Source organism: Capnocytophaga catalasegens (assembly GCF_026005215.1).
GTDB lineage: Bacteria > Bacteroidota > Bacteroidia > Flavobacteriales > Flavobacteriaceae > Capnocytophaga > Capnocytophaga catalasegens.
Genome location: NZ_BPMA01000036.1, coordinates 1 through 15282, shown reverse-complemented (window position 1 = coordinate 15282; position 15282 = coordinate 1). Strand labels below are relative to the sequence as shown.

Below are 15282 nucleotides of genomic sequence, written 5' to 3'. Positions count from 1 at the left end.
TTCGAATCCTGCCACCCCGACAAAGGTCATACATATGGGGTCACGTAGCTCAGCTGGATAGAGCATCTGCCTTCTAAGCAGACGGTCACAGGTTCGAATCCTGTCGTGATCACTTTTTATTGGAAAATTATACTTCATATAGATTAGTTCGGGGTGTAGCGTAGCCCGGTTATCGCGCCTGGTTTGGGACCAGGAGGTCGCAGGTTCGAATCCTGCCACCCCGACAGATTCATTTTTTAAAAGATTAAAGAAATTTTTATCATTTTATAAACCCCAAAGAATATATTTAATTCTTTGGGGTTTTAATTTTGTAAATTTTATCTTTCAAATTCTTTTAAGGTATTGATAATTATCTCAATACATTCTTTCAATTGGCTTTCGTTGATGACCAACGGCGGTGCAAAACGGATAATATTTCCGTGCGTAGGCTTGGCTAACAATCCTTTGTCTCGCATACGCAAACAGATGTTCCACGCCGTGTCGCTTTCTTCCGTATCGTTGATGACCACAGCGTTCAACAAGCCTTTACCACGAACCAACGTAGCAATATTAGACGTTTCGATATACGCCCCGACTTCCTTACGGAAAGTTTCACCCATCTTCTGAGCGTTTTCAGCCAATTTTTCATCTTTCACAACTTGCAACGCTTCGATGGCTACGGCTGCTGCTACGGGATTTCCGCCAAACGTGCTTCCGTGCTGCCCCGGTTTGATAACGTGCATCACCTCATCGTCAGCAAGAACCGCACTCACGGGATACGTGCCGCCGCTCAACGCTTTTCCTAATACCAAAATATCGGGTTTTACGTTCTCGTGGTCTACCGCCAAGCGTTTTCCAGTACGAGCTACGCCTGTTTGTACTTCATCGGCGATAAATAACACATTATGTCGCTCACAAATGGCTTTCGCACCGCTCAAAAATCCGTCCGAAGGCACATATACCCCCGCTTCTCCTTGTATCGGCTCCACCAAAAAACCTGCAATGTTTGGATTTTCGTTCAAAAACGTTTCCAACGCCTCCAAATCATTGTACGGAATAGCAACAAATCCAGGTGTGTAAGGTCCAAAGTTTTTACGAGCATTTTTGTCCGAAGAGAAAGAAACTACCGTAGTGGTTCGCCCGTGAAAATTTTGCTCACAAACCACAATAATCGCTTGGCTTTCAGGAATATTTTTTCGTTCATAAGCCCATTTACGGCATATCTTAATCGCCGTTTCCACCGCCTCAGCTCCCGTGTTCATCGGTAGCATTTTCTCAAATCCGAAATATTCGGTGATATATTTTTCGTAAATCCCCAATTTGTCGTTATAAAACGCACGTGAGGTAAGGGTCAGCGTTTGAGCTTGTTTGGTCATCGCCTCGATGATACGAGGGTGGCAATGCCCTTGATTTACAGCCGAATATGCCGAAAGAAAATCAAAATATTTTTTGCCTTCCAAATCCCAAACATAGACCCCTTCGCCTTTGCTGAGCACCACAGGCAGTGGGTGATAGTTATGAGCTCCGTATTTATCTTCAAGCTCCATTGCTTGTTTAGATGATAGTTTTTCTGTTATCATTTTTGACCGGTTTTTAATTAAAGTTTTGCAATATTACGAAAAATATTTTTTTTCCTAATAAAAGTTTTTAAATTTTTTAGTTGATAAATTTATTCAAAAAAACTGCGGTCATTTAAAGATTTTACTTCAAATCACCGCAGTTAAAGATTGAACTTTACTAAAAAAAATTGTTAGTAATAGCATAACTAAAACTGTATTCCTAAATTAACTCCAATACCTCGATAACTAACAATATCTGGGACTTGATCATAAAATAAAGGTTTGTTTAACCGATATGAAATATATGAGGTAAAGAGTCCTAAGGTAAAATTATAATCTTCTCCTTGCGAAATAGGTATTATTCCCAAGCGAACCTCGCCAAAGTTTGCTTCTATATTACTACGTAAAGGCAAAAAACCTGCTATTTGCAAATATAATCCTGCGTTGTACTCCTCAAAGGAATAACGAAGCTGTCCGCCAAGTTTTACTGCTGTAAGAGAGGCTTGTGGCAAAGGTAAATAATTCAGTCCTGTAACAGCTCCTACACTAAGCCCTCCCCAAAATCTGTAATTAAATGAATAATTAAAGCCATAAGCTACTTTATCTTCAAGGAGTATTCTACTTTTATTTGAAAAAGCAATCCTTGAAATATCTCCATTATTGTAAGAATATTCTGTTTTTTCCTTATTAGGAAAAAGAATTTCAATATCTGCATAGGAACTCCATCGTTTATTTTCTTGTGCATAAGTAAGACTTGTACATAAAAGTAACAATATAATAATATATACTTTTTTCATAAAACTTTAAGTTTAATATCAAAATACAAGTCTTACACCTTACCATGTATTTCCTCTACGAGCCATACCATAAAAGTTAGCTTTCATTTGTTTTACTTTTAATTCGTCAGACAGGGGAACTATGGCGTCTGGTTTTCCAGAATGTTTAGTCCCTGAATTAAATACAAAACCTATTTGTCCGCCAAAATCTTGTTGGAAATATTTGTGGACACTATTATCACCTTGTTTTTGTTTGAAGATATTAAGGTACATAACTTCCAATTCTCTTGAAGGAAATAATTCACGTTGAGCAACAAAAGGTTGGCTTCCACTATTATGACTTTTAAGAAAGTCTATTCCCTTTTGATATACCCATTTTGCTGTACTCTCCGAAGTCAAATCGGCAGGAGAAAACTGTACATTACCAACCAAAGGAAGATACATATTCAGCACAGGGTCGTTGTCAATATCTCCGACAGGTGATAGTGGTCGAAACCCTTTCTTGTACAATTCTTTCATTGTTTTTTCTAACAATGTTTCATCGTCTTTCATTTTTTCCAAGAGTTCAGCCAAACTTTCTCTTGAAGAAAAGTGATACCTTCCATCTTTGACACTCTCAGAAAAAGCTGTTGCTTATTCGTTGGTGTTTCCTGTCTCTGCATCTTTGTTACATGCTATTGTAACAAAGAGCAAACTTGAAAAAATTAAGTATCTTTTCATCTTTTTTATTTTGGGTGCAAATAAACATAAAAAAATAATTTTTCATATTTTTTTGTATAGATTTTTTCTATATGTAGTATAAAATTTGGTTATGATATTTTTAAAATTGTTAAAAATCTACTTTTAAATTTCATAAAAAAAACTATATAAATAACTCATTGAAAATAATTATTTTTTGCGAAAAACAGGAATTTATTAAACGAAAAGACCTTCTAAATTTTTCGTTAGAAGGTCAAATAAAAGAATTTAATAATAAAACAGATTTTAATATTGTTTATTGTGCGATTGTCATTTCATCAACAATATGTTTGGCTTGTGCATATTTGTCTATTAACCAAAGGACATATCGAATATCGACATTGATAGTACGTTGAAGTGCAGGGTCGAAAATAACATCGCCAGCCATAGCTTCTATATTTCCATCAAAAGCAAGCCCAATGATTTCTCCTTTGGCATTAAGTACAGAAGATCCAGAATTTCCGCCAGTAATATCATTATTTGTTAAAAAATTGACGTGCATTGTGCCATCTTTGTCTAAATAACGTCCAAAGTCATTTTTTTCATACATTTCAATCATACGTTTGGGCATATCAAATTCGGGGTCATTGGGTTTGTACTTAGCAATCAATGATTTGAAAGTTGTATAATTATTTATTGTTACATCTGCATTGCGCTTGTCAACAGGTAGTGATTTTACACTTCCGTAAGTAAGACGCAAGGTAGAGTTGGCATCGGGGTAGCGGATATTGCTCACTTTGGAAACTCGTAAACCTCTTACATAAGCACGATAAGCTCGAGCGTATTGGTCTTCTAAACGAATTTGCTCTTCGGTTTTTGTTGTATAATGTTTAGAAAGTGCTTCACTAAGTTGAAAAAGAGGGTCATTTTCTAAAACTTCTGCATTCGGATTTTGCAAAAATTGATTTATCTTTTGATGCGAAACTAAAAAACTTTTGTTAAAAATATCATCTACATAGGTTTTGAAATCGCTGTTATATTTCTGATTGATTTGTTTGATATAATCAGGAAGATTTTGTGCTTTTGTAGCGTACAATTTTAAATTGGCCGTTAAAATATCTTTTTCAACAGGAAGATGTATCCCTTCAAAAGTTTTTGCAAAATAATCATCTAATTGATTGAAAAAATCAGCCTGTTCTTTATCAGACATTTGTACATATTTTTTTAACGTTCCGACAGGAAATCCCGCAAAAGTAGAACCACGAAGTAACGCAATCAAATAATTAGTATCAGCCGATTGTAGGTTGGTTTTGTCAAAATATTCTTTCAAAGAATTCAAAACATGGCCATATTCGGTTTTATTTTTCTTTTTATTTGCCCATTTTGCAAATTTTTGCTCATATGCTCGTTTTACTTCGGCAGTTTTGTGTGCAGTAAGGGCTTCAATCATACCTTGTCTGTTTTTCCAATAATTAGCAAGTCCTGCATATCTGGAAGCATATTTTAAGCGAATGGAAGCATCTATGTCCATATGAGCTTTCATAGCGTCCATTGCTGTTTTAGAGCCTTCAACCCAAGCAGGATATGCATATTTTACATTTTGTTCAACCCAGAAAGACGATTGCCAACGATTGGTACGCCCAGGATAACCCAAAATCATAGCAAAATCATTTTCTTTCGCACCTTTAATGCTTATTGGCAAATGTTTTTTTGCTTTCATCGGGATATTATCTGGTGCATATTCGGCGGCATTTCCGTCTTTGTCTGTATAAACACGGAAAAGGCAGAAATCACCTGTTTGTCTCGGCCATTCCCAATTGTCGGTATCACCTCCAAATTTGCCAATACTTTCCTCAGGTGTACCCACTAAGCGCACATCTTTAAAATCTTGGTATACAAAATAATAAAATTCATTTCCTTGAAAAAAAGAACGTACTGAAACTACATATTTACCATTTTCGTTATTTTCTTTTTCAATTTTAGCAATTTCTTTATTTAGTGCTGCTTCACGTTCTTTTTCGGTCATTTGGTCAGTAACCACAGCGAGCATTCGGTCGGTAACATTGTCCATACGAACAAAAAAACGTACGTAAAGCGATTGAGTTTTTAATTCTTCATTATAATTTTTTGCCCAAAAACCATCACGAAGGTAGTTGTTTTCAGGTGAAGAAAGTTCAGCTATTTTTCCATATCCACAGTGATGATTAGTAAGTACCAGTCCGTTGGGCGAAATAATACTCGCGGTACAACCTCCGTTGAATTGTACAATAGCATCTTTGAGACTATGGTTATTGATACTGTAAATTTCTTCCGCAGTTAATTGCAATCCTTGTTTCTGCATATCACGCTCATTGAGTCGCTTGATAAACATTAGAAACCACATTCCTTCATCGGCACGAACCATTGATGGCATCAATAATAGCGATACCAAGAGTGATAAAATTATTTTTTTCATTGGATAAAAATTTTAATTTGAGGCGTAAAATTAGGCATAAAAATAAATTTGACAAAATAAAATTATATTGACATACCATAAATTAACATTTTTTGAAAGAAAATAATTTAAACATAACAATTTATATAAAAAATATTCTTATATTTGCCTTTTCAAAGGTATCTAAAAAAATATATAATGGGAATATTTGATTTATTTAAGAAGAAAAAAACAATTTCTGCTCCAGTACTTGATATTTACAAACGATATTGGCTTAGTAATGTAGCAACAATAGAATTACCCGAAGAGTGGGAAGTATCGTATATTGATCGTTTTCAGGCAAAATCACCCAATGGAAAATCAATACTAACTATCATAACTTACAAAGACCAAGAACAAGCACACATAAATCAAGCTTTTTTTGAAGATTTAAAACTTGATTTCTATCAAGAATATCAAGAAGAAGGATTTGAACCTCTTGATGAACCTTTTATTTCTGACCAGTATATAGGAAAATCATTCTTAGGAGAAAATGAAATACAATATCACTTTACAACAGCCAAAAATGAAGAAAATGGCGTGCTTGTAACCGAGTTTTTGCTTCGAAGCGAAGGTGAATTCAATCCCCAAATGCGTGATTTTCTTCACAAAGTAGGACAAAGTTTGCAATATGTTTCTGATTTTTCGCGTCTTTTCGTAGAAAAATTGCAAAAGCAAAATACGGCTATTGATATTACTTTTGTAGAAGGTTTGGAAGTTCGTTGGACACTTGCAGGAGTTGAAACTACCACTTTTTTAGACAACGCTTATGCTGAATATATGAACTGGACTAGCGCATTGGACGAAATATTAGACCGATATGTGACCGCAGCCATAACTTCCAAAGAAGTTGCTGCCCAACAAATTGACGATATACCGACCAATGAACAGATACTTCCATTGGTTAAAGATAGGAAATTCATTGAGCAATTGAACAATATAGAAGGGGCACAAGTGCTTTACGACCCTATAAATACAGAACTTTTTGTTATTTACGCTGTGAATGGTCAAGATGCTTTTCGTTACTTGACCGAACCTGAATTGCAACAAATGAATTTGTCGCGAGAAGAACTCAAAATAGTTTCAGTTGAAAATTTGATAAATCAAATAGAAGTAGGTTTGCAAGAAGAAGAAAATTATTATTTGTTGGTAGCCGATGGTAATTTTGAAGCAAGTTTTCTTTTAATTCCAGAAGTTTGGACTAAGGAAAATTTCCCTGTACAAGGCAATATAGTCGTAGCAGTTCCTTCACGTAGTGTGCTTATGGTTACAGGTAGTCAAGAAACTGAAAGTATCAAACTACTTAAAGAAAAGTCAAAAGAAATACTTGCTAATAGCAACCATATTATTTCAGACAAATTATTTGAACTCCATCAAGATGAAGGTTTTGTAGTAATGAACTAAATTTTAATAAAATATATCATAGTTAGGCTATAGGTTGAGTGCCGTATCAATCAAAAGATACGTTTTTTTGTTAATTGTTACCTAACTCTATGATTTCCATATTCTTAATATCGGTATTATTTATTTCAAAACGAAGCATTGTGCGCACTTTGTGTGCTCCATATTTGCCCACAGCTCCTGGGTTCAGATGAAGTATTCCAAGTTTTTTATCAAAAATAATTTTTAAAATATGAGAATGCCCACAAATGAAAATTTTGGGTTTTAATTCTTGAAGTTTAGCCAAAATTCCTGCTGCATATCGGGAAGGATATCCACCAATGTGAGTCATAAAAACAGGCACTTCTTCGCAAGTAAAAAACAGGTTTTCAGGAAGTTGTGAGCGAATTTCTTTTCCATCTATATTGCCATATACTGCTCTAAGCGGTTTTATTTGTTGTAATTGTTCTACAATATGAATACTACCTATATCGCCAGCGTGCCATATCTCATCGGCTTGTTTTAGATATTTAATCATATGATTATCAATATGATTATGAGTGTCAGATAGTACTATAATTTTTTTCATTGGAATGCTTTTCGCAAAAGTACAAAAAATTTGAATAATAAATAAAGTATCAAGTTTTTAAATTAACTTTATTTTGTACCTTTGTCCAATGGAGATAAAGTATGCTATTATAGTACCAGTTTATAATCGCCCACAGGAGGTCAAAGAATTGTTAGAAAGTATTACAAATCAGACGTATCAAGTTGATTATCAGATTGTTATAGTTGAAGACGGGTCGAGTATTTCGTCAAAAGAAATTGTAGATTCATTTCAAGAGAAGTTACCTTTGGTATATTTGTGGAAAGAAAATTCAGGTCCGGGTGATTCACGCAATTACGCAATGCGTTGTATTTCAGCTGATTATTTTATTATATTAGATTCTGATTGCTTACTTCCACCACATTATTTGGAGGCGGTTGATGATTTTTTACAAACTCACTATGTGGATTGTTTTGGAGGAGCAGACGATGCTACCGATGATTTTTCAGTAATTCAAAAAGCAATTAATTATGCGATGACTTCATTTTTTACAACCGGAGGTATTCGCGGTAGCCAACATAGTCTTAGTCGTTTTGAGCCTCGAAGTTTCAATATGGGTATTTCTAAAAAAGCCTTTGAAACGACCTCAGGATACGGGAAAATACACCCTGGTGAAGACCCAGACCTTACCATTCGACTATGGAAAGCGAGCTTTGAAACCGCTTTTGTTCCAGAGGCTTTTGTATATCACAAACGCCGTATTTCGTGGGAAAAATTCTATAAGCAAGTTAGCAAATTTGGACAGACTCGCCCTATTTTAAATTATTGGCACCCAGAATATCGCAAATTGATACATTGGTTGCCTTTGGTATTCACTATCGGATTGTTTTTTTCAATTTTCGGATTATTTTTTGGTTATGTAGGCGGAATGTGTTTGTATTTGTCTTATTTTATACTGATATTGTTTGATAGCACTCGATTAAATAAAAGTTTGAAAATAGGTTTTTTGTCGGTTTGGGCAGTATTTGTTCAGTTTGTAAGTTATGGAATAGGTTTTTTACGCTCTACTTTAAAACTCAAATGGAGCAAAAAAACACCCGAAGAACTTTTTCCGCATTTGTTTTTTAAATAAAATTGTTTATGAAAAAGAAATTGAAATTATTAGGAAGTGAAAAATTTATAGGAATATCGTTCTGTATATTATTAGCTTTTCTAACGTGGTTAAGTATCAAATTGTCAAACAAATATACAGAACGAATTACACTGAATGTCCATTATGCAAATCTTCCTTTGGAGTCTTTTCTAACGCCTAATTCTACACAAACCATAGATGCAGTAATAGAAGGTTCGGGGTTTTCGCTGTTGAATTACAATCTTTCAAAAAAAAATATAACTTTAGATATCAATCAATTATCACATATTGGCAATGATAATTATTTGCTATCTAAAAGTACGCTCAATTTAATAGATTATAATGTAATGCCCGATGTTTCTTTAAAAAATATTTATCCCGATACATTGAAAATTGGCTTTCAAAAACTTGCTCACAAAAAAGTTCCCGTTATTATCAAAATGCCTATTGAAACTCAAACAGAATATCAGGTATCTGAAATTGTGATAACCCCAAGTGCTGTTACCTTACATGGGCTTTCGGCAGATTTGGATAGTATCACGGGATTGTATCTGAATTTACCTCCTAAAATCAATGTTAAAAAATCTTTTACGGAAAAAATATCTTTAAAAAATACGAAGAAACTGCATTATGATATCAAACAAATACAAATAAAAACAGATGTTATACGAGTAAGTGAGCAAGAAATGGTCAAATCGGTCGAAATATTGCACGCTCCAACGAATAAGAAAATTCATTTTTTTCCTAACAAAGTAAAAATTATTGTATCAGGAGATATTAACATTTTACAATCTCTTGAAGAAACCGATGTTGTTATTATTGCAGATTATGTGAAACACCAAGAAAATTGGATACCTCTTGAAGTTTATAAAGCTCCCAAAGGAACACGAATAACATTTGATACAAAAAAAATAGAGTTTTTAATACAAAAATGATGATAGTAGGACTTACTGGTGGTATTGGAAGCGGAAAGACAACCATTGCTCAGATTTTTGCTTCGCAGTTTGCAATACCTATATATATAGCCGATACAGCCTCTAAACAACTGATAGAAACAAATAAAGATATTCGTCAGCAAATTGTAACTCTATTTGGTGAAAAAGCTTTCGAGCAAGAGAAATACAATAGCAAATACATAGCTTCAATTGTTTTTACTGATGCACAAAAACTGCAACAACTCAATGCAATTATCCATCCAGCGGTTCAGCGAGATTTTCAACATTGGGTTGCCAAACAATCGGCTCAGTATGTTATAAAAGAAAGTGCTATTTTGTTTGAAAGTGGTTCGTACCGAGATTGTGATTTGATAATCAGTGTAGTAGCTCCTGTTAATGTACGAATAGAGAGAGTAATGCTCCGTGATAAAATTGATAAAGAAATGATAGAAAAACGAATAAAAAATCAATGGACAGACGCAGAACTTGTCAAATATTCAAATTTTGTTATCGAAAATCGAGAAATATGCAAAAATTTAGATAAAGTCCGAGAAATCCATTTTAAAATACTTAAAATATTAGAGAAAACGCATTAAATTAACTTTTTAGTTAAACATAAGTTAAATAAACAAGATTGTTAAAAAAAACGTTGTACCTTTGGAGCGATGAAAAAAAGAAGTTATATTTTCGTCCTTATTTTAATGCTTATTGCATTGGCTGGTCTTATTTTTATCCAAGTGAATTGGGTGAAAAGTGCCATTGATGACAAAGAAGAAACTTTTTCTCTCTCAATGTGGCAGATGCTAAATTCTGTATCTGAATCTATTGAAAAAAAAGAAATGAACAAATATGTAAATCGTTTTGTTGAACTTAGAGGAAAAGATAGTGTAGGAACACTGAAATCTTCTCAAATACGTGATTTGATTTTTGTACAAGAGAATAAAAATACAAAAGAAACGTTTATTTACAAACATGGTGTTTTGGAAGAAGATTACACCTTGCCTTCGAAGCTCTTTGACTTACCGGGTGATGATACTACGCGTATTCGCAATTATATTAGCAAACAAACCTCTCGTACACTTGCAGGAAAGTCAATGATAGATGGACGTCAATGGTCATCAACCAAATCAACTGAAAAAATGGAGCGAATTGGTTCTTTTGACAAAGTAATGTTTGAAGAATTATTCCGTGAGGTGTCTGTCAAATTGCCTTTGATAGATAGAATTAGTGGAGCCGAAATAGAACTTTTGCTTGAACAAGAACTTTTAAACAGAGGTATTGATTTGCAATTTGAATATGCCGTATATGATAAAACAATTTCCGAAAAAGGTATTATTTCGAATGTCAAATCAATAGATTTTAATCCTGAATTGGGCAAACTTTATAGTGTTCCGTTGTTTCGTAATGACCAAGGAGCTACGCGTTACGAATTGGTGGTCAATTTCCCAAATCAGCAACGATATTTGCTCTCTTCTGTTCTGATAATGGCAGTTTGGGCATCTATTTTTACAGCAATTATCATTTGGGTTTTTGCACGAACACTTATTCAATTACGAACACAAAAGCAAATTTCGGAAATGAAAACGGATTTCATTAACAATATGACGCACGAGTTCAAAACACCAATTGCAACGATCAATTTAGCACTCGATGCAATGAAAAATCCGCAGGTAAATCAAGACCCCGAACGTATAAAAGTATATATGAAAATGCTTCGTGATGAAAACAAACGAATGCATGCACAGGTTGAAAATATATTGCGAATATCTAAATTAGAAAAAAATCAGTTAGATATTGACAAAGAACCTCTTGATGCTCACGAACTTATTGAGAATGCCGTTATGCACGTGCAACTTATGGTTGATGATAGAGGAGGAAGTATTACAACACATCTGAATGCTGAAAACTCAGATATATTGGCTAATGAATCGCATTTTACCAATGTTTTGGTTAATATTTTGGAAAATGCTATAAAATATTCGCCCGAAATCTTGAAAATTGATATCTATACCGAAGTAGTTAATAATAAGATAGTTATCAAGATTCAGGACAGAGGGGCAGGAATGAGTAAAGCGGTTTTAAAGAAAGTTTTTGAAAAATTTTACCGCGAGAACACCGGAGACTTACACAATGTTAAAGGACATGGTTTAGGACTTGCTTATGTAAAAAGTATTGTTCAAGCACACCAAGGCGAAGTGTATGCCGAAAGTGAAAAAGGAAAAGGAAGTACATTCTTTATAAAGATACCACTAATTATTTAATTTTATAAAAATTTAAAAAAATGGAAGCAACCAATAAGAGAATTTTATTAGTAGAAGATGACCCGAACTTTGGGACTGTATTGAAAGATTATTTAGCTATGAGCGGATTTGACGTTACATTGGCTAAAAACGGAATGGAAGGTTTTGAAAAATTCCGTAAAGACCCTTATGATTTGTGCATTTTGGACGTTATGATGCCTTACAAAGACGGCTTTACACTTGCTAAAGAAATCCGTGAAAAAAATGAAAAAATTCCAATCATCTTCTTGACAGCACGTACTATGCGTGAAGATGTTATCAAAGGATACAAAGCAGGTGCAGATGACTATTTGAACAAACCTTTTGATTCAGAAGTATTGCTTATGAAAATCCGTGCTATCTTACAACGCAAATCGCTTGATACCGTAATAGATAGCAAAAAATTTGAATTCCAAATAGGTGATTTCTTCTTGAATTCAAAACTTCGTTTCTTAAAATACAAAGATGAAGAACCTTTCAAACTTTCGCCCAAAGAAAACGAATTATTACGCTTACTTGCTCTACATGAGAATGATTTGATGTCGCGAGAATTGGCTCTGAACAAGATATGGAAAGATGATAATTATTTCACATCAAGAAGTATGGATGTATATATAGCCAAATTGCGTAAATATCTCAAAAAAGATGAAAGAGTAGAAATTGTGAATATACATGGAGAAGGTTTCCGTCTTTTGACAGGTAGAGAAGATGAAGAAATAGAAGAAGCATAATTCACTTGGATAAAAACGACATTTGATTATGTGCAAAAACCGCCCACAGAGGCGGTTTTTTTTATTATATTATGCAAACATTATCCTGTTTATCTTTATGTCAGATTAGAAATATTTTTTGTGTAAAGAATTTTCCAAATTTGATAGAAAATAATAGCTAATAAACAACCAATAATGATACCTGTTATTACATCAAAAGGGTAATGAACCCCCAGATAAATACGACTATAACTTACAATACTTGCCCAAACAAATAAAAGGTATGTAATCCAGCGGATATTATTTTTTAGAAGTAAACTAAAAAATAAAGCTATGGCAAAAGAACTTGCTGCGTGTGCTGAAAAATATCCGAACTTGCCTCCGCAGTAGAAAAGTCGCAAATCGGTATTTATAAGAGGATTATGACAAGGTCTAAGGCGTTCAAATCCGTATTTGAAAACATTGGCAAGTTGGTCTGTGCAGGTTATCAGTAGTGCTACGAATAGTAAAATAAGAAGTGTTTGCTTCCATTTTTTGTAATACAAACAAAGAATAAGAAGTAGGGCATACAACGGAATAGAAGTCCATTTGTTGGTTATAGTTATCCAGAAATTATCCCATAGAGGCGACCCTAATCCGTTGAGATACAAAAGCCATTGCTGGTCTATATAGTTTATTTTTTCTAACATTATTCGTAGCGACTTATTTCTCTATCATAAAAACTATTGGCTTGTTCTATGAGATTTTGAGCTTCGTTTTCAAGTTCTTTTTCGTCTTCGGTATCAAAATCTTCTAACCATTCAACCTCATCGGTAGTGAGATTGATGATAAAACGAGGAAATTCGGTATGAATGACAAAGATAGCATCAGGATAATCGGTATTATCACCGAGCAAAAATTTAGGAAAAGTACTCATAATAATTTTTTTATAATTTAAGAATGATTTAAACGAATCATTTTTTTACTGATATGTAAAAATCGTGCTGTTAATAAAATAGCAGCAACTGTTAGACCTACTAATAATCCGATCCAGATACCCATTGTATTCAAAGTTGTATAAAGACCTAAGTAATAACTAATTGGGAAACAAATAATCCAATAGGCAATTAGGCTAATAATCATAGGAATTTTTACATCTTGAAACCCTCGAAGAGCTCCCAAAGCGACCACCTGTAAGCCGTCTGATATTTGGAAAATACCAGCTATCAGAAGTAGTTTTTTTGCATTTTCTATCACAAAAGTAATATCTTGGGCAGAAGAAATATCATTGGTGTCTAAAAAGATAGCAGGAATCCATTCTCGAAACGTTACGTATGCTAATGCAAGGGTAATTTGACACAATAAGGTGAATAAAAAAACCGAGATAGCTACTCTTCGCAGGTTAATATAGTCGTTCAATCCTTTGAAATTGCTTACACGTATCATAGCCACTATACTAAGTCCAGATGCAATGATAAAAGTCAAACTCGCCAAACTTAGGGCTATTTGGTTTGATGCTTGATAGTTTTTGCCCAATGCACCACTTATCCAAGTTGCAGCAATAAAAACACCTGCTTCTGAAATCATTTGCAAAGCCGAAGGAACACCAATATAGATGAGTTTTTTGATGGGTTTCCAATGAATTTTTCTCCAATGTACCCCTATGAAATACAGCTGTGTTTTCGGATTTTTTATCAAAATAAACCAAAGTAAAAATGGCATAATAAATCGAGAGGCAAGCGTACCTACCGCAGCTCCTAAAACTCCCAGTTTGGGACACCCAAACGTTCCGTAAATGAATAAATAATTCAATATAACATTGACAACATTACCAATAATGGTTACATACATTGGGTATTTGGTCAGCGAGAGCCCGTCAGAGAATTGTTTTAATGCTTGGAAAACCATCAGAGGAATAAGCGATATAGCAACCCATTGTACATAAGGAAGTGCCAGATTGATTACCTCTTGGTCTTGTTTTGTGGCATGCATTATGTCTTCTGCAAAAAATAATATAGGCAAAAGCAAAATAGACAACATACTACACGAAAATAATCCGTGTTTTAAGATTGATTTTTTTTGTTTGACGTCATTAGCACTATAAGCCTCAGCTGTAAAGGGAGTTATAGCGGTAGAAAAACCGATTCCTAAAACCATAACTAAGAATATAATACTATTACCAAGTGCAACTGCTGCTAGCTCAGTTGTACCCAATTTTCCTACCATGGCATTGTCTATAAATCCGACCAGTGTATGCCCAAGCATACCTAAGATAACAGGGGTAGCTAAGTGTAAATTATATCGAAATTCTTTGGTATAGGGTTTTAAGTTCATACGTAGAAAACAAAGTGCGAAGTTACTATTTTTTGATAAATCAATCAAATTATTTTTGAAAAAATATGTTTAACAGCATTTTTCGTTTGTAGATAGTAATGTTATTATTAGCTAAAATTTTTTATTTTATTATCTGAATATTCAGATAGGATAGTTAAGTAGGTAAAAAGTGCTGTCGGGGGGTACCGATAGGATAGTTAAGTGGATAAAAAGTATTGTTTCGGGGTAGGAACATCATAGTCAAGTGGATAAAAAGTATTGTTTCGGGGTCGGAACATCATAGTCAAGTGGATAAAAAGTACTATTTCGGGGTCGGAATATCATAGTCAAGTAGGTAAAAAGTATTGTTTCGGGGTCGGAACATCATAGTCAAGTGGATAAAAAGTACTATTTTGGGGTCGGAACAGTATAGTTAAGTGAAAAAAATTGTTTTAGGGTTGGAGTAGCAAAAAATAGAAAAAATCTAAGAAAAAGTTTTGCAAATGATAATTCTTACAAAAAATTAATTGTATATCCGTAAT

At 34.0% G+C, this 15282-nt stretch carries 14 protein-coding genes and 2 tRNA genes; 8 read left to right on the top strand and 8 right to left on the bottom strand.

Annotated features, from left to right (window positions below; genetic code table 11):
* Nucleotides 1-38: 38 nt before the first annotated feature.
* Nucleotides 39-112 (top strand) — tRNA-Arg (locus OO775_RS09850).
* A 37-nt stretch (nucleotides 113-149) separates the two neighbouring features.
* Nucleotides 150-224: transfer RNA gene (locus tag OO775_RS09845), tRNA-Pro, on the top strand.
* Nucleotides 225-317: 93 nt separating this feature from the next.
* Here OO775_RS09845 and rocD read toward each other — a convergent pair.
* The 4 genes from rocD to OO775_RS09825 form a co-directional block, all read right to left on the bottom strand.
* Nucleotides 318-1559: an ornithine--oxo-acid transaminase gene (gene rocD / locus OO775_RS09840; protein ID WP_264846912.1), complete on the bottom strand. Its 1242-nt coding sequence runs from the start codon at nucleotides 1557-1559 to the stop codon at nucleotides 318-320.
* Between the two features lie 185 nt (nucleotides 1560-1744).
* Nucleotides 1745-2335, bottom strand: a complete 591-nt coding sequence (locus OO775_RS09835; RefSeq protein ID WP_264846911.1) for a hypothetical protein — start codon at nucleotides 2333-2335, stop codon at nucleotides 1745-1747.
* A 39-nt stretch (nucleotides 2336-2374) separates the two neighbouring features.
* Complete coding sequence (locus OO775_RS09830; RefSeq protein ID WP_264846910.1) at nucleotides 2375-2866, bottom strand: hypothetical protein; 492 nt, start codon at nucleotides 2864-2866, stop codon at nucleotides 2375-2377.
* A gap of 442 nt (nucleotides 2867-3308) precedes the next feature.
* Nucleotides 3309-5447, bottom strand: a complete 2139-nt coding sequence (locus OO775_RS09825; RefSeq protein ID WP_264846909.1) for a S46 family peptidase — start codon at nucleotides 5445-5447, stop codon at nucleotides 3309-3311.
* A 177-nt stretch (nucleotides 5448-5624) separates the two neighbouring features.
* Between OO775_RS09825 and OO775_RS09820 the strand changes: the two genes are divergently transcribed.
* Nucleotides 5625-6869: a DUF1444 family protein gene (locus tag OO775_RS09820; RefSeq protein ID WP_264846908.1), complete on the top strand. Its 1245-nt coding sequence runs from the start codon at nucleotides 5625-5627 to the stop codon at nucleotides 6867-6869.
* Between the two features lie 70 nt (nucleotides 6870-6939).
* On the opposite strand, the gene OO775_RS09815 is transcribed toward OO775_RS09820, so the two are convergent.
* Nucleotides 6940-7434: a metallophosphoesterase family protein gene (locus OO775_RS09815; protein ID WP_264846907.1), complete on the bottom strand. Its 495-nt coding sequence runs from the start codon at nucleotides 7432-7434 to the stop codon at nucleotides 6940-6942.
* A gap of 94 nt (nucleotides 7435-7528) precedes the next feature.
* On the opposite strand from OO775_RS09815, the gene OO775_RS09810 reads away from it, so the two are divergent.
* From OO775_RS09810 to OO775_RS09790, 5 genes are all read left to right on the top strand, one after another.
* Entirely contained in the window at nucleotides 7529-8524 is a 996-nt protein-coding gene (locus OO775_RS09810; protein WP_264846964.1) for a glycosyltransferase family 2 protein, read from the top strand.
* 8 nt (nucleotides 8525-8532) lie between these two features.
* Nucleotides 8533-9459 (top strand): YbbR-like domain-containing protein, encoded by a 927-nt coding sequence (locus OO775_RS09805; protein WP_264846906.1) that lies wholly within the window; start codon nucleotides 8533-8535, stop codon nucleotides 9457-9459.
* Nucleotides 9456-10055, top strand: a complete 600-nt coding sequence (coaE, locus tag OO775_RS09800) for a dephospho-CoA kinase (protein WP_264846905.1) — start codon at nucleotides 9456-9458, stop codon at nucleotides 10053-10055. Before OO775_RS09805 ends, coaE begins: the two co-directional genes overlap by 4 nt.
* A gap of 69 nt (nucleotides 10056-10124) precedes the next feature.
* Nucleotides 10125-11720 (top strand): sensor histidine kinase, encoded by a 1596-nt coding sequence (locus OO775_RS09795; protein ID WP_264846904.1) that lies wholly within the window; start codon nucleotides 10125-10127, stop codon nucleotides 11718-11720.
* A 20-nt stretch (nucleotides 11721-11740) separates the two neighbouring features.
* Nucleotides 11741-12469: a response regulator transcription factor gene (locus tag OO775_RS09790; protein ID WP_264846903.1), complete on the top strand. Its 729-nt coding sequence runs from the start codon at nucleotides 11741-11743 to the stop codon at nucleotides 12467-12469.
* 95 nt (nucleotides 12470-12564) lie between these two features.
* Here the strand turns inward: OO775_RS09790 and OO775_RS09785 are convergent, their stop codons facing one another.
* From OO775_RS09785 to OO775_RS09775, 3 genes are read right to left on the bottom strand one after another with little or no spacing between them, the layout of a single operon-like run.
* Nucleotides 12565-13137: a phosphatase PAP2 family protein gene (locus tag OO775_RS09785; RefSeq protein ID WP_264846902.1), complete on the bottom strand. Its 573-nt coding sequence runs from the start codon at nucleotides 13135-13137 to the stop codon at nucleotides 12565-12567.
* On the bottom strand, nucleotides 13137-13364 hold the full coding sequence (locus OO775_RS09780) for a DUF8828 family protein (RefSeq protein ID WP_264846901.1): 228 nt from the start codon (nucleotides 13362-13364) through the stop codon (nucleotides 13137-13139). Before OO775_RS09780 ends, OO775_RS09785 begins: the two co-directional genes overlap by 1 nt.
* 17 nt (nucleotides 13365-13381) lie before the next feature.
* Nucleotides 13382-14809, bottom strand: a complete 1428-nt coding sequence (locus OO775_RS09775; RefSeq protein WP_309297250.1) for an MATE family efflux transporter — start codon at nucleotides 14807-14809, stop codon at nucleotides 13382-13384.
* Nucleotides 14810-15282 lie beyond the last annotated feature (473 nt).

What these genes read in the sequence shown, in the direction of transcription:
- OO775_RS09830 (WP_264846910.1), bottom strand. Translation starts at nt 2,866, where the DNA reads ATGAAAGACGATGAAACATTGTTAGAAAAAACAATGAAAGAATTGTAC.
- OO775_RS09780 (WP_264846901.1), bottom strand. Translation starts at nt 13,364, where the DNA reads ATGAGTACTTTTCCTAAATTTTTGCTCGGTGATAATACCGATTATCCT.
- coaE (WP_264846905.1), top strand. Translation starts at nt 9,456, where the DNA reads ATGATGATAGTAGGACTTACTGGTGGTATTGGAAGCGGAAAGACAACC.
- OO775_RS09790 (WP_264846903.1), top strand. Translation starts at nt 11,741, where the DNA reads ATGGAAGCAACCAATAAGAGAATTTTATTAGTAGAAGATGACCCGAAC.
- OO775_RS09795 (WP_264846904.1), top strand. Translation starts at nt 10,125, where the DNA reads ATGAAAAAAAGAAGTTATATTTTCGTCCTTATTTTAATGCTTATTGCA.
- OO775_RS09805 (WP_264846906.1), top strand. Translation starts at nt 8,533, where the DNA reads ATGAAAAAGAAATTGAAATTATTAGGAAGTGAAAAATTTATAGGAATA.
- OO775_RS09815 (WP_264846907.1), bottom strand. Translation starts at nt 7,434, where the DNA reads ATGAAAAAAATTATAGTACTATCTGACACTCATAATCATATTGATAAT.
- OO775_RS09785 (WP_264846902.1), bottom strand. Translation starts at nt 13,137, where the DNA reads ATGTTAGAAAAAATAAACTATATAGACCAGCAATGGCTTTTGTATCTC.
- OO775_RS09825 (WP_264846909.1), bottom strand. Translation starts at nt 5,447, where the DNA reads ATGAAAAAAATAATTTTATCACTCTTGGTATCGCTATTATTGATGCCA.
- OO775_RS09820 (WP_264846908.1), top strand. Translation starts at nt 5,625, where the DNA reads ATGGGAATATTTGATTTATTTAAGAAGAAAAAAACAATTTCTGCTCCA.
- OO775_RS09835 (WP_264846911.1), bottom strand. Translation starts at nt 2,335, where the DNA reads ATGAAAAAAGTATATATTATTATATTGTTACTTTTATGTACAAGTCTT.
- rocD (WP_264846912.1), bottom strand. Translation starts at nt 1,559, where the DNA reads ATGATAACAGAAAAACTATCATCTAAACAAGCAATGGAGCTTGAAGAT.